A 12,600-nucleotide genomic window follows, 5' to 3' on the forward strand; every position below is an offset into this window, starting at 1 on the left:
AAACACTTATCGAGAAAATCGGGAGAATCACCAATCTTGTGCAGACAAGCCCGTCCGCCGTGCGTTTGCGCCGTATTGCTGCATTGCGGCGAATAATGGGTGGCGAGGTTCCTCTATACGTAACGAGGGGTGACCGGCATAAAATTGCATGAAAACGGACAATTCATGAGGCAAGCGGATGAATGTGACGCTGCGGCAGTTGCGGGTTTTCATCGAGGTTGCCCGGCTGCAGAGCTTTAGCCGGGCCGGGGACGAAATCGGGCTCACGCAGTCGGCGGTGAGCCGATGTGTACGCGAGCTCGAAGCCGAGATTGGCGTGAAGCTCGTCGACCGGACCACGCGCGAGGTGCAGCTCACCGATGTCGGCGCGAACCTGATCGCGAGCATTCCGCGCCTGCTGGGCGATCTCGATGACGCCCTGCGTGAAATTCGCGAGATCGGCGAGCAGCGGCGCGGCCGCGTCGTCGTGGCGGCCAGTCCGACGGTCGCGTGCCGCTTGATGCCCCAGGTCGTCGCCGCGTGCGGGCGGCAGTTTCCCTACATCACGCTTGGCTTGCGCGACGACGTGCAGAGCGACGTCGTGCGCAAGATCCGCTCGGGCGAGGTGGACTTCGGCGTCATCATCGGGCCCTTTGCCGCTGAGGATCTCGAAACCGAATGCCTGACCACGGACTCGTTCTGCGTGGTCGTGCGCGGCGATCACGCGCTCGCGCTGAGCCAGGAAGTCTCGTGGAAGGAGCTGGACGGCGAGCGTCTGGTGATGCTGGATTACGCTTCGGGCAGCCGCCCGCTCATCGACGCCGTGATGAGCGAGCAGGGCGTGCGTGCACGCGTGGTGCAGGAGCTGGGCCATCCGGCCACGGTCTTCGGACTCGTCGAAGCGGGGGTGGGCATCAGCGTGTTGCCCTGGCTCGCGCTGCCCGTGCCGGCGGGTGCTCCCTTGCTTGCGCGGCCGCTCGTGCCGCGCGCGCAGCGCACCGTCGAACTCGTGCGGCGGCGCGACCGCTCGCTTTCGCCGGCCGCCGAGGCGGTCTGGTCGCTGATCCGTCAACTTGCCGGCCAGCCCGAAGCGCGGCACTGAAACCGCTGCGCGCATGCCTGGAGGCGCGGAGCTCGTCGCGCGGGGCCGCGCGATACACTGCATGCTTTCCCACATTCTGTGCCACCCGGAACCCCGATGAGCGATTTCGAACCGTCGTCCTCCGTCTCCCTGCCCCGTGAAGCGGTGCGTGCGTTGCGCTCGTCGCAGATCCGCGAAGTGGCGAACGCCGGGTTCGGCGTTCCCGACGTGCTGCCGTTCTGGTTCGGCGAGTCCGACCGTGTGACGCCACCGTTCATCCGCGAGGCGGCGGCCGACGCGCTGGGGCGCGGCGACACGTTCTATACGCACAACCTCGGCATCGCGCCGCTGCGCGAATCGCTCGCGCGCTACGTGAGCGAACTGCACGGCGCAACGTCGGTGGATAACGTGGCGGTCACGAGCGCGGGCGTCAACGCGTTGATGCTGGCGGCGCAGCTCGTCGTCGGCGCGGGCGACCGGGTGGTGGCAGTGACCCCGCTGTGGCCGAACCTCGTCGAAATCCCGAAGATTCTCGGCGCCACGGTCGAGACGGTCTCGCTCGACTACGGCGAGCGCGGCTGGACGCTCGATCTCGACCGGCTGCTGGCGACGCTCACGCCCGAGACGCGTCTTCTCATGATCAACTCGCCGAACAATCCGACCGGTTGGGCGATGACGCGCGACCAGCAGCGCGTGGTGCTCGAGCATTGCCGGCGCCTCGGCATCTGGATCGTCGCCGACGAGGTCTACGAGCGCCTTTACTACGGCGCCACGAGCGAGCGCACCGCGCCCTCGTTCCTCGATCTTGCGTCGCGCGAAGAGCGCCTGATCTGCGTCAATTCGTTCTCGAAGGCCTGGCTCATGACCGGCTGGCGGCTCGGCTGGATGGTCGTGCCGCGCACCTTGACCGACGATCTGGGCAAGCTGGTCGAGTACAACACCTCGTGTGCGCCCTCGTTCGTGCAGCAGGCCGGCATTGCGGCCGTCGAGCACGGCGAGCCGTTCACGCGCGCGCTGGTGGCCGATCTGCGCGCCTCGCGCGACCACCTCGCCGCGGCGCTGGCGAAGCTGCCCGGCGTCGATGTGAAAGTGCCGCACGGGGCGATGTACCTTTTTTTCCGGCTGGCGGGCGCGCAGAACAGCCTCGAGTTGTGCAAGGCGCTGGTGCGCGACGTGGGCCTCGGCCTCGCGCCGGGAAGCGCGTTCGGACCGCAAGGGGAAGGCTTCGTGCGCTGGTGCTATGCGTGCGACCCCGCGCGGCTCGACGCCGGCGTCGAGCGACTCGCGCGCTACCTCGAGACGGTGGGAGCGCATTGAGCGTGCGTCGGCGCGGCTTGCACCGCGCCATGCACCGGCGTGGCGCGAGCGGGCATAAAGCGGTGACGGGCCCGGATTAAAATGAGGCCCCTCATGCGGAATGGCGTCTTTACGCACCCGGCGTTTTTGCGTAATATGGCGCTCAGTCAAGCGATTCCCTGCGGGAACTTCGCGGCTCCCTCCGGCTGGGTCTGGCTCTTTGCCTGAATTTCGGCCCCCCGGTGCGTGCTCCCATCAATATGACCGATCAGAATCGGGCGAGCGCGTCTCCAAGTTCCATATCGTCTTTCGTCTGTCTGATCCGGTTCCTTGAACCTGATTTACCTTACTTAGGGTCTGACCTGGCTGCATGAATACCCAAGAGGCGAAAATCGTCCTCGAGACTGCATTGATCTGCACGCAGGAGCCGTTGAAGATCGGCGAACTGCGCAAACTGTTTGCCGACGACATTTCGGCCGACACGGTCCGCAACCTGCTCGAAGACCTGCGGCATGAATGGTCCGGGCGCGGCGTCGAGCTGGTGGGGCTCGCGTCGGGCTGGCGCTTTCAGAGCAAGCCGGCCATGCGGACGTACCTTGACCGGTTGCACCCCGAAAAGCCGCCGCGCTATTCGCGCGCGGTCCTCGAAACGCTCGCGATCATCGCGTACCGGCAGCCGGTCACGCGCGGCGATATCGAGGAAATTCGCGGCGTCACGGTCAACACGCAGGTCGTCAAACAGCTCGAGGACCGTAACTGGATCGAAGTCATCGGTCATCGTGACGTGCCGGGCCGCCCGGCACTCTATGCAACGACACGGGAGTTTCTCGACGATCTCGGCCTGAAGTCGCTCGACGAATTGCCGCCGCTCGACGATCCGTCGAGCCAGTTCGGCGAGCAACTGCTTGCCCAGCATGCGATCGAGTTTCCCGATAGCGTCGCGGCACAGTTCGTTGCGCAAGGCCAGCCCGAGGCTGCCTCCAGTGTCGCGGGCGCGGAAGATGCGCTGACGCCGGTAGCGGAAGGCGAAACGCCGGGCGATGAAACGCCCGCACAGCCCGAAAGCGAAGCGCGCGAGACGCACGCAACGGAAGAAGCGGACCCAACGCACGAGGCGGCAGGCGCAAACGTTGCATACGCAGCCGATGCCCCGGGCGAAGCGGTACATGACGAAGCAAGCCTCGCGCAGCACGGGTCAGCCCCGGACGCTCACGCGCAGGATGCCGCGCACGCAGCAGATGCGGCGGGCGAAGAAGAACACGAAGACCGCCGCGACGCGGCGCAGGACGACCCCGTCTCGACGACGGACGACGAAGCCGCACGACGCGGCATCTGAAGCAACAAGCATTTTTGACGCGCCCCGCAAGCGGGCGCGCAACCTGACATTTTGAGGTTGTTTTGACTGATATCCACGACACCGATTCGACCGACGCGTCCTCCGCGCGCGACGACGACACGCGGGCTTCGCAGGTCGAAGGCGAAGCACAGGGCGGCGAGGGCGAAGAGCGTCCGCGCCGCGGCCTGCGCCGCGGGCCGCGCAGCCTGATCGCGCGCCGCCGCGCGGGTGCGAAGGCCAAGGCCACAGAAGGCGCGGAGAGCGCCGACGCGCCCGCAGCGCCCGCTGACGCGCCGCAAGCGGCGCCTGAGCGTGCTCCTGCCGGGCGCGCACCGCGCAACAAGGACGCAGGCGCGAAGAAGCCGGGCCGCCGCCAGAATGCGGGCGCTGCCGCTCAAGGTGAGCGTCAGGGCGAACGCCAGCAGGGCGAGCGCCAGCAAGGCGCGGGCAAGCGACAGAAGGGCCAGGTGCGAGGCGAAGGCCAGCCGGCCGCCGCCGCGGGCGAGTCCACGCAGGACGACCTGTTCCTGTACGTGACGTCGCCGGCGTTCGACGCCGACAACGGCGCCGGTTCGGGCGTGCGGGCGCCGATGCTGCGCCGCGGCCGTGCCCAGCAGCCCAAGCGCGTGCTGAGCCCGGACGACGACGCACCGAAGCTGCACAAAGTGCTGGCGGATGCGGGCATGGGCTCGCGCCGCGACATGGAAGAGCTGATCATCGCCGGGCGCGTCTCGGTGAACGGCGAGCCCGCGCACATCGGCCAGCGCATTCTGCCGACCGACCAGGTCCGCATCAATGGCAAGCCCATCAAGCGCAAGCTGCAGAACAAGCCGCCGCGCGTGCTGATCTATCACAAGCCGACCGGCGAAATCGTGAGCCACGCCGATCCGGAAGGCCGTCCGTCGGTATTCGATCGCCTGCCGCCGATGAAAACGGCGAAGTGGCTGGCCGTCGGCCGTCTGGACTTCAACACCGAAGGTCTGCTGATGCTGACCACCTCGGGCGATCTGGCCAACCGTTTCATGCACCCGCGCTACAGCGTGGAGCGCGAATACGCCGTGCGCGTGGTGGGCGAGCTGACCGAGGGGAATCGCCAGAAGCTGCTCAAGGGCGTCGAGCTCGAGGACGGCCCCGCGAGTTTCCTGCGCATCCGCGACGGCGGTGGCGAAGGCACGAATCACTGGTATCACGTCGCGCTGGCCGAAGGCCGTAACCGCGAAGTGCGCCGGATGTTCGAGGCGGCGGGACTGATGGTGAGCCGCCTGATCCGCACGCGCCACGGCCCGATCGCGCTGCCCAAGGGTCTCAAGCGCGGCCGCTGGGAAGAGCTCGAAGACAACCAGGTGCGCGCGCTGATGGCAGCGGTCGGCCTGAAGGCGCCGAGCGAAGAGAAGGGCGGTCGCGGCGGCAAGGAGCAGGAGCGTCGCCAGCCCGATCCGATGCAGACGTCGATGGGCTTCATCAACCGCGAGCCGGTGCTGAGTTCGCACGGTGCGATGGGTCAGCCGCGTCAGGGCCAGGGACGGCGCGGTGCGGCGGGCGGCTTCGGCGGCGGCGCGGGTGCCGGTCACGGCAATTTCGGCGCGGGCTCCGGTTTCGGCGGCCGTGGCGGCAACCGTGCAGGCGGCCGCGAGGTCGACGGCAACCGTGCGCCGGGCGCGCAGGGCAAGCGTGCGGGCGGCAATGCCAGCGGCAATCGCCGCAGCGGTCCCGGCAACGGCGGCGGCAATGCCAACCCCAATGGCAATCGCGCGGGCGGCAACAGCCGTGGCGGCCAGCGCGGCACGCCGCGCAACCGCACTCGCGGCCACTGACGCGCGAAGCGCGCGACGTCCGTCTGCGACATGCGGCGGGCGTCGCGGCCATACAACGGCGGCAATGCGCGCGGTTCGCGCGTAAAACACCGGAAAATCCCCTTGCGAGCCCATAAATAACGGCAAAAGGCGCATTGGGCTTGACCGGTGATTTGCGTTAATGTGCAAAAAAGGCTAGAATCACAAAGTCGCTGGGCGTGCGGCTGTCATCTGGGTAGTAATTCGCGCCCCAGGTGCGACCACCTGGCTAAGTGAGAAGATGGGCGTTTCGCCCATTTTTTTTTGGTTCGCCCCAAATTGGATACCAATAGATGCCGACGTTTCACGTTCGGCATTGTCAATTTGGGGGCCGTCTAACCATCCAGGTCGTTCGTCATCGGGGGGCAGTAGGTGAGAAGCGCGCGCGCTCACCTGGCGCGCGGCCCGCGAATCCCTAGCGAAGCAAGAATTAGAGCGAAGGAAGTTGCTGGCCCGCTGCGCAGAACATCTGGAGTGGGCATTGTGCAACTGACGGAACTGATTGAAACCACGGTCACCGGGCTCGGTTACGAGCTGGTCGACCTCGAGCGCACCGGGCGCGGCATGCTGACCATCTTCATCGATCAGCCCGCGGGGATCGCGATCGAGGACTGCGAGAAGGTCACGCGTCAGCTGCAGCACGTTCTGACGGTCGAGAACATCGACTACGAGCGACTCGAGGTTTCGTCGCCGGGTCTCGACCGTCCGCTGAAGAAACTGGCGGACTTCGAACGCTTCGCAGGCTGCGAAGCGGTAATCACGTTGAAAAAGCCATTGGACGGACGGAAATCGTACCGGGGTATCGTGCATGCTCCCGAAGGCGAATCCATCGGTCTGGAATTCGAAGGGAAGGCGGGTCCTGCGATGCTCGATTTCACGCTCGCGGACATCGACAAAGCACGCCTTGTCCCCAAAGTTGACTTTAGGAGCCGCAAACAATGAGTCGCGAAGTGTTGATGCTGGTGGATGCGCTGGCACGCGAGAAGAATGTCGACAAGGACGTGGTGTTCGCCGCCCTTGAAGCGGCGCTTGCGTCGGCCTCCAAGAAACTCTTCGACGAGGATGCGGATATCCGCGTGCATATCGATCGCGAAAGCGGCGAACACGAAACGTTCCGCCGCTGGCGCGTCGTGCCGGACGAGGCGGGCCTGCAGGAGCCGGACCAGGAAATCCTGCTGTTCGAGGCCCGCGAGCAGGACCCGGAAGCACAGATCGACGGTTTCGTCGAGCAGCCGGTACCTTCGGTCGAGTTCGGCCGTATCGGCGCGCAGGCCGCCAAGCAGGTCATCCTGCAGAAGGTGCGCGACGCCGAGCGCGAGCAGATCCTGAACGACTTCCTCGAGCGCGGCGAAAGCATCATGACCGGTACGGTCAAGCGCATGGACAAGGGCAACTTCATTGTCGAATCCGGCCGTGTGGAAGCGCTGCTGCGCCGCGACCAGTTGATTCCGAAGGAAAACCTGCGCGTGGGCGACCGCGTGCGCGCGTGGATCGGCAAGGTCGATCGCACCGCTCGCGGCCCGCAGATCGAACTCTCGCGCACGGCGCCCGAGTTCCTGATGAAGCTGTTCGAAATGGAAGTGCCCGAAATCGAACAGGGCCTCCTCGAGATCAAGGCGGCGGCGCGCGATCCGGGCGTGCGCGCCAAGATCGGCGTGGTGGCTTACGACAAGCGCATCGACCCGATCGGCACCTGCGTCGGCATCCGCGGTTCGCGCGTGCAGGCCGTGCGCAACGAGCTCGGTGGCGAAAACGTCGACATCGTGCTATGGTCGGAAGATCCCGCCCAGTTCGTGATCGGCGCGCTCGCGCCGGCTGCCGTGCAGTCGATCGTCGTCGACGAGGAAAAGCACTCGATGGACGTCGTGGTCGACGAGAGCGAACTCGCAGTCGCGATCGGCCGTAGCGGCCAGAACGTGCGTCTCGCCAGCGAACTGACCGGCTGGCAAATCAATATCATGACGCCGGACGAATCCGCGCAAAAGCAGAATCAGGAGCGCACGGTGCTGCGCGACCTGTTCATGGCGCGTCTCGACGTGGATGAGGAAGTCGCCGACATCCTGATCGACGAAGGCTTCACGAGCCTCGAAGAGATCGCCTACGTGCCGCTCAACGAAATGCTGGAAATCGAGGCGTTCGACGAGGACACCGTGCACGAACTGCGCAACCGCGCTCGCGACGCGCTGCTCACGCAGGCGATCGCGAACGAGGAGAAGGTGGAAAGCGCCGCGCTGGACCTCAAGAGTCTGGACGGTATCGACCCGGACCTGCTCGCGAAACTGGCGCAGCATGAAGTTCACACCCGCGACGAGCTCGCCGAGCTGGCCGTGGATGAACTGGTCGAAATGACGGGAATGGAAGAGGACGCCGCCAAGGCGTTGATCATGAAGGCACGTGAGCACTGGTTCCAGTAACCCGCCAACGGGAAGCTGCATCAGGGCGCGACGAGCAGGAAGCGACCATGACCCACTGAACTGAACGCGGCGGAGCCTTGCAGAACGCGAGGCACCGAAGGCCGCATGACCCGATGTCAACCGCAAGGAATCGGTCCTTGCATTAAGAGGAATGAATGGCGAGTAACAACGTAGCCCAATTTGCCGCGGAACTGAAAATGCCTGCCGGCGTGCTGCTCGAGCAGCTGCAGGCGGCGGGCGTCACGAAAGCGAGCGAGAGCGATGCCTTGTCGGAGACCGACAAGGCGCGTCTGCTCGATCACTTGCGCAAGTCTCACGGCTCGACTGATGCAGACAAACGCAAGATCACGCTGACGAAACGGCATACGTCGGAGATCAAGCAGTCCGATTCGACGGGTAAGGCACGCACCATTCAGGTCGAGGTGCGCAAGAAGCGCACGTTCGTCCGCCGCGACGAGTCCGCCGGAGAGGCGGAGGCATCGAATCATGCAGCCGACGCAGCTGCTGCCGCCGAAGAGGCGGAGCTGCAGCGCCGCGAGGAAGAAGCGCGCCGCGAGGCAGAACTGCTCGAGCGTCAGGCCCAGGAGCTCAAGGAGCGCCAGGAACTGCTCGCCCGTGAAGAGTCGGAGCGCCGTGCGCGCGAAGAGGCCGCCGAGGCCGAACGCCGCCGCGCCGAAGAAGAAGCTGCAAAGAAGAGGGCAGCGGCCGATACCGCCGCTCGCGAACTGGCCGCTCAGGCCGTGGCTGCGCAGCGCAATGCCGAAGCGGAAGCGAAAGAAGTGAAGCAAGCGCAGGATCAGCAGGAAGAACAGCGCGCCGCAGCCGAGCGCGCCGCGCAGCGCGAGGCGGCCCAGAAGGCCGAAGCCGCCGCGCGCGAAGCCGCCGATAAGGCGCAGAAGGAACAGGACGAGATCGCCCGCCGCCGCGCGGCTGCAGAAGCCGAAGCGCGCGCGATCCGCGAGATGATGAACACGCCGCGCAAGGCGCAGGTGAAGGCGCCCGAGCCGCCCAAGCCCGTCGAGCCGGCCAAGCCCGCCGAAGCCAAGGGCACGCTGCACAAGCCGGCCCGTCCGGAAGGTGCGCCGGCACGTCCGGCCGCCGGAGCAGGCGCCGCGGCGAAGAAGCCGGCCACGACTGCCGCGCCTTCGACGAGCGCGCCGGGTGCCGGTGCGGGCGACCGCAACAAGAAGCCGGGCGCAGGCAAGGGCGGCTGGCAGGACGACGCGGCCAAGCGCCGTGGCATCAAGACGCGCGGCGACTCGTCGGGCGGCGTGGACCGCGGCTGGCGCGGCGGCCCGAAGGGCCGTGGCCGTCACCAGGACGCGTCGACGTTCCAGGCGCCGACCGAGCCGATCGTGCGTGAAGTGCACGTGCCGGAAACCATCACGGTGGCCGACCTCGCGCACAAGATGTCCGTGAAGGCATCGGAAGTCATCAAGGCGATGATGAAGATGGGCCAGATGGTCACCATCAACCAGATGCTCGACCAGGAAACGGCGATGATCATCGTCGAGGAACTCGGCCACCGTGCGGTTGCCGCGAAGCTCGACGATCCGGAAGCGCTGCTGGTCGAAGGCCAGGGCACGGCTACGGACGCCGAGCAACTGCCGCGTCCGCCGGTCGTCACGGTCATGGGTCACGTCGACCACGGCAAGACCTCGCTGCTCGACTACATCCGCCGCGCCAAGGTTGCCGCGGGCGAAGCGGGCGGCATTACGCAGCACATCGGCGCTTACCACGTCGAAACGCCGCGTGGCGTCATCACGTTCCTCGACACGCCGGGTCACGAGGCCTTCACGGCCATGCGTGCTCGCGGTGCGAAGGCAACCGACATCGTCATTCTGGTGGTCGCAGCCGACGACGGCGTGATGCCGCAAACCAAGGAAGCGATCGCGCACGCCAAGGCTGCGGGTGTGCCGCTCGTCGTGGCGATCAACAAGATCGACAAGCCGGACGCGAATCTCGAGCGCGTGAAGCAGGAGCTCGTCGCAGAAGGCGTCGTGCCGGAAGAGTACGGCGGCGACTCGCCGTTCGTGCCGGTGTCGGCGAAGACCGGCGCAGGCATCGACGACCTGCTCGAAAACGTGCTGCTGCAAGCCGAAGTGCTGGAACTCACGGCACCGGTCGCAGCGCCGGCCAAGGGTCTCGTGATCGAAGCGAAGCTCGACAAGGGTAAGGGGCCGGTTGCAACGATCCTCGTCCAGTCCGGCACGCTGAACCGTGGCGACGTCGTGCTCGCTGGCAGCGCCTACGGCCGCGTGCGCGCCATGCTCGACGAAACCGGCAAGCCCACGAAGGAAGCGGGCCCGTCGATTCCGGTCGAGATCCAGGGTCTGTCGGAAGTGCCGGGCGCGGGCGAAGAAGTCATCGTGCTGCCGGACGATCGCAAGGCGCGTGAAATCGCCATGTTCCGTCAAGGCAAGTTCCGCGACGTCAAGCTCGCGAAGCAGCAGGCCGCGAAGCTCGAAAACATGCTCGAGCAGATGGGCGAAGGCGAAGTGCAGAACCTGCCGCTCATCGTCAAGGCGGACGTGCAGGGTTCGCAGGAAGCGCTGGTGCAATCGCTGCTCAAACTGTCGACCAGCGAAGTGCGCGTGCAGATCGTGCACAGCGCGGTCGGTGCGATCAGCGAGTCGGACGTCAACCTGGCAACGGCTTCGAAGGCGGTCATCATCGGCTTCAATACGCGTGCAGATGCGCAGGCGCGTAAGGTTGCCGAGGCGAATGGCATCGACATCCGTTACTACAACATCATCTATGACGCAGTGGATGAGGTGAAGGCGGCGATGTCGGGCATGCTGGCGCCGGAGAAGCGCGAGACGGTCACGGGCATGGCCGAGGTGCGTCAGGTGATTCGCGTGCCGAAGGTCGGCCTGATCGCAGGTTGTATGGTCACGGACGGTTTCGTCAAGCGTTCGTCGTCGGTGCGCGTGATCCGCAACAACGTCGTCATCCATACCGGCGAACTCGACTCGCTCAAGCGCTTCAAGGACGACGTCAAGGAAGTCAAGCAAGGCTTCGAGTGCGGTATGTCGATCAAGAACTTCAACGACATCGTCGAAGGCGACCAGTTCGAAGTGTTCGAGATCACCGAAGTCGCGCGTACGCTGTAATACAGCGGCGCCTGCGGGCAGACCTTCGGGTCGCCCGCCTGACCGCGGGTTTGCCGCGGTTTTGCCGATAACGGGCGGGGCAGGCGCTGGCCAGCCCCGCCCGTTTTGTTTTTTGCGCGGCCGTGTGCGCCTTCAGGGACGCAACGCCGCCCGAATGCCTCGCAGATAAAGAGGTGGAACCATCATGCCGAAAAAACGTACTTCCCCGAATCGCAACGTGCAGATCGCGGATCAGATCCAGCGCGATCTGTCTGAGCTGATGCGCGAAGTCAAGGACCCGCGAATCGGGCTCGTGACGATCCAGAGCGTGGAACTTACGCCCGACTACGCGCACGCCAAGGTCTACTTCACGACCCTCACGGGCGACCCGAAGACCACGCAGGAAGCGCTCAATCACGCCGCAGGTCATCTGCACAACCAGCTCTTCAAGCGCCTGCACATTCACACGGTGCCGACGCTGCATTTCCACTATGACCAGTCGGTCGAGAAGGGTGTCGAGATGTCGCGCCTGATCGACGAGGCGAACGCGACGCGCGCGAAGGACGACTGACGCGGGCAATGACTGGATCATCGAAACAGGATCAGGGCGGGCAGCGATCTGATGCGGCGCGACCGAGAGTCCCGCGCCGCCTGCTCGACGGCGTGCTGCTGCTCGACAAGCCCGTTGGCCTTTCGAGCAACGACGCGTTGATTCGCGCGAAGCGCCTGTACCGCGTGAAGAAGGCCGGCCACACCGGCACGCTCGACCCGCTCGCGTCGGGTCTGCTGCCGCTGTGCTTCGGCGAGGCGACCAAGTTTTCGCAGGATCTGCTCGAAGCCGACAAGACCTATGAGGCGACCATGCGCCTCGGCATTCGCACGGCCACCGGCGACGCCGAAGGCGAGGCGATCGAAACGCGCGAGGTCACCTGCGACGAAGCCGCCGTGCGTGAGACGATGACGCGCTTCCTCGGCGACATCGTGCAGGTGCCGCCGATGTATTCGGCGCTCAAGCGCGACGGCAAGCCGCTCTATGAATATGCGCGTGCGGGCCAGACGGTCGAGCGCGAAGGGCGCGAGGTGAAGATCCTTGCGTTGGAGATGATCGCCAGCGCGCTTCCCGAGGTTCCCGAGGTGACGTTTCGCGTGACCTGCAGCAAGGGCACGTACGTCCGCACGCTTGCCGAAGATATCGGCGAGGCGCTTGGCTGCGGCGCGCATCTCGTGATGCTGCGGCGTACCGGTGTGGGCGCGCTCACGCTCGAGCATGCAGTGACGCTCGACGCACTCACCGCCGCCGACGAGCCCGAGCGCGACACCTGGCTGCGTCCCGTCGATGCGCTGCTCTCCACGTTCCCCGCCGTGACGCTCAATGTAGAGGCGGCGCGCCGCTTCACGCATGGCCAGCGCTTGCCGCTCAACGAGCTGGTGCTCGATCGCGCGGTTTGCGAAGCGGCTGAACGCGTGCGCGTCTATGCAGAGGATGGGCGCCTGCTTGGCGTCGCGAAGGCCGCGAACGGCGTGCTTGCGCCGGAGCGGCTGGTGGTCAGCAGCGCAGCCTGAGTACGCT

9 protein-coding genes are annotated in these 12,600 nt (G+C 65.9%); all 9 read left to right on the forward strand.

Annotated elements, in window-relative coordinates; translation table 11 throughout:
- Positions 1-178 precede the first annotated feature (178 nt).
- The 9 genes from AB3X99_RS03815 (at position 179) to truB (ending at position 12,593) form a co-directional block, all read left to right on the forward strand.
- On the forward strand, positions 179-1,081 hold the full coding sequence (locus AB3X99_RS03815; protein ID WP_069267879.1) for a LysR family transcriptional regulator: 903 nt from the start codon (positions 179-181) through the stop codon (positions 1,079-1,081).
- A gap of 96 nt (positions 1,082-1,177) precedes the next feature.
- Positions 1,178-2,377 carry a pyridoxal phosphate-dependent aminotransferase gene (locus AB3X99_RS03820; RefSeq protein ID WP_368616157.1) on the forward strand — a complete coding sequence of 400 codons (1,200 nt, stop codon included), beginning with the start codon at positions 1,178-1,180 and terminating at the stop codon, positions 2,375-2,377.
- A 349-nt stretch (positions 2,378-2,726) separates the two neighbouring features.
- Positions 2,727-3,692 carry an SMC-Scp complex subunit ScpB gene (gene scpB / locus AB3X99_RS03825; protein WP_368616158.1) on the forward strand — a complete coding sequence of 322 codons (966 nt, stop codon included), beginning with the start codon at positions 2,727-2,729 and terminating at the stop codon, positions 3,690-3,692.
- 62 nt (positions 3,693-3,754) lie between these two features.
- Positions 3,755-5,506, forward strand: coding sequence for a 23S rRNA pseudouridine(2605) synthase RluB (gene rluB / locus AB3X99_RS03830; protein ID WP_368616159.1), 1,752 nt, complete (start codon positions 3,755-3,757; stop codon positions 5,504-5,506).
- Positions 5,507-6,007: 501 nt separating this feature from the next.
- Positions 6,008-6,466 carry a ribosome maturation factor RimP gene (gene rimP / locus AB3X99_RS03835; RefSeq protein WP_028204813.1) on the forward strand — a complete coding sequence of 153 codons (459 nt, stop codon included), beginning with the start codon at positions 6,008-6,010 and terminating at the stop codon, positions 6,464-6,466.
- Entirely contained in the window at positions 6,463-7,938 is a 1,476-nt protein-coding gene (gene nusA, locus AB3X99_RS03840) for a transcription termination factor NusA (protein WP_069267875.1), read from the forward strand. Before rimP ends, nusA begins: the two co-directional genes overlap by 4 nt.
- A 155-nt stretch (positions 7,939-8,093) precedes the next feature.
- Positions 8,094-11,051, forward strand: a complete 2,958-nt coding sequence (infB, locus tag AB3X99_RS03845) for a translation initiation factor IF-2 (RefSeq protein WP_069267874.1) — start codon at positions 8,094-8,096, stop codon at positions 11,049-11,051.
- Positions 11,052-11,235: 184 nt separating this feature from the next.
- Positions 11,236-11,601, forward strand: coding sequence for a 30S ribosome-binding factor RbfA (rbfA, locus tag AB3X99_RS03850; protein ID WP_042272510.1), 366 nt, complete (start codon positions 11,236-11,238; stop codon positions 11,599-11,601).
- A gap of 8 nt (positions 11,602-11,609) precedes the next feature.
- The gene (gene truB, locus AB3X99_RS03855) at positions 11,610-12,593 is read left to right on the forward strand and encodes a tRNA pseudouridine(55) synthase TruB (protein ID WP_368616160.1); all 984 of its coding nucleotides are present in this window, start codon (positions 11,610-11,612) and stop codon (positions 12,591-12,593) included.
- Positions 12,594-12,600 lie beyond the last annotated feature (7 nt).

Origin of the sequence: Paraburkholderia sp. BR10882 (assembly GCF_040948855.1) — a bacterium.
GTDB lineage: Bacteria > Pseudomonadota > Gammaproteobacteria > Burkholderiales > Burkholderiaceae > Paraburkholderia > Paraburkholderia nodosa_A.

Coding starts and splice junctions, on each gene's coding strand:
- AB3X99_RS03815 (WP_069267879.1), top strand. CDS start 179: ATGAATGTGACGCTGCGGCAGTTGCGGGTTTTCATCGAGGTTGCCCGG.
- AB3X99_RS03820 (WP_368616157.1), top strand. CDS start 1,178: ATGAGCGATTTCGAACCGTCGTCCTCCGTCTCCCTGCCCCGTGAAGCG.
- scpB (WP_368616158.1), top strand. CDS start 2,727: ATGAATACCCAAGAGGCGAAAATCGTCCTCGAGACTGCATTGATCTGC.
- nusA (WP_069267875.1), top strand. CDS start 6,463: ATGAGTCGCGAAGTGTTGATGCTGGTGGATGCGCTGGCACGCGAGAAG.
- infB (WP_069267874.1), top strand. CDS start 8,094: ATGGCGAGTAACAACGTAGCCCAATTTGCCGCGGAACTGAAAATGCCT.
- rbfA (WP_042272510.1), top strand. CDS start 11,236: ATGCCGAAAAAACGTACTTCCCCGAATCGCAACGTGCAGATCGCGGAT.
- truB (WP_368616160.1), top strand. CDS start 11,610: ATGACTGGATCATCGAAACAGGATCAGGGCGGGCAGCGATCTGATGCG.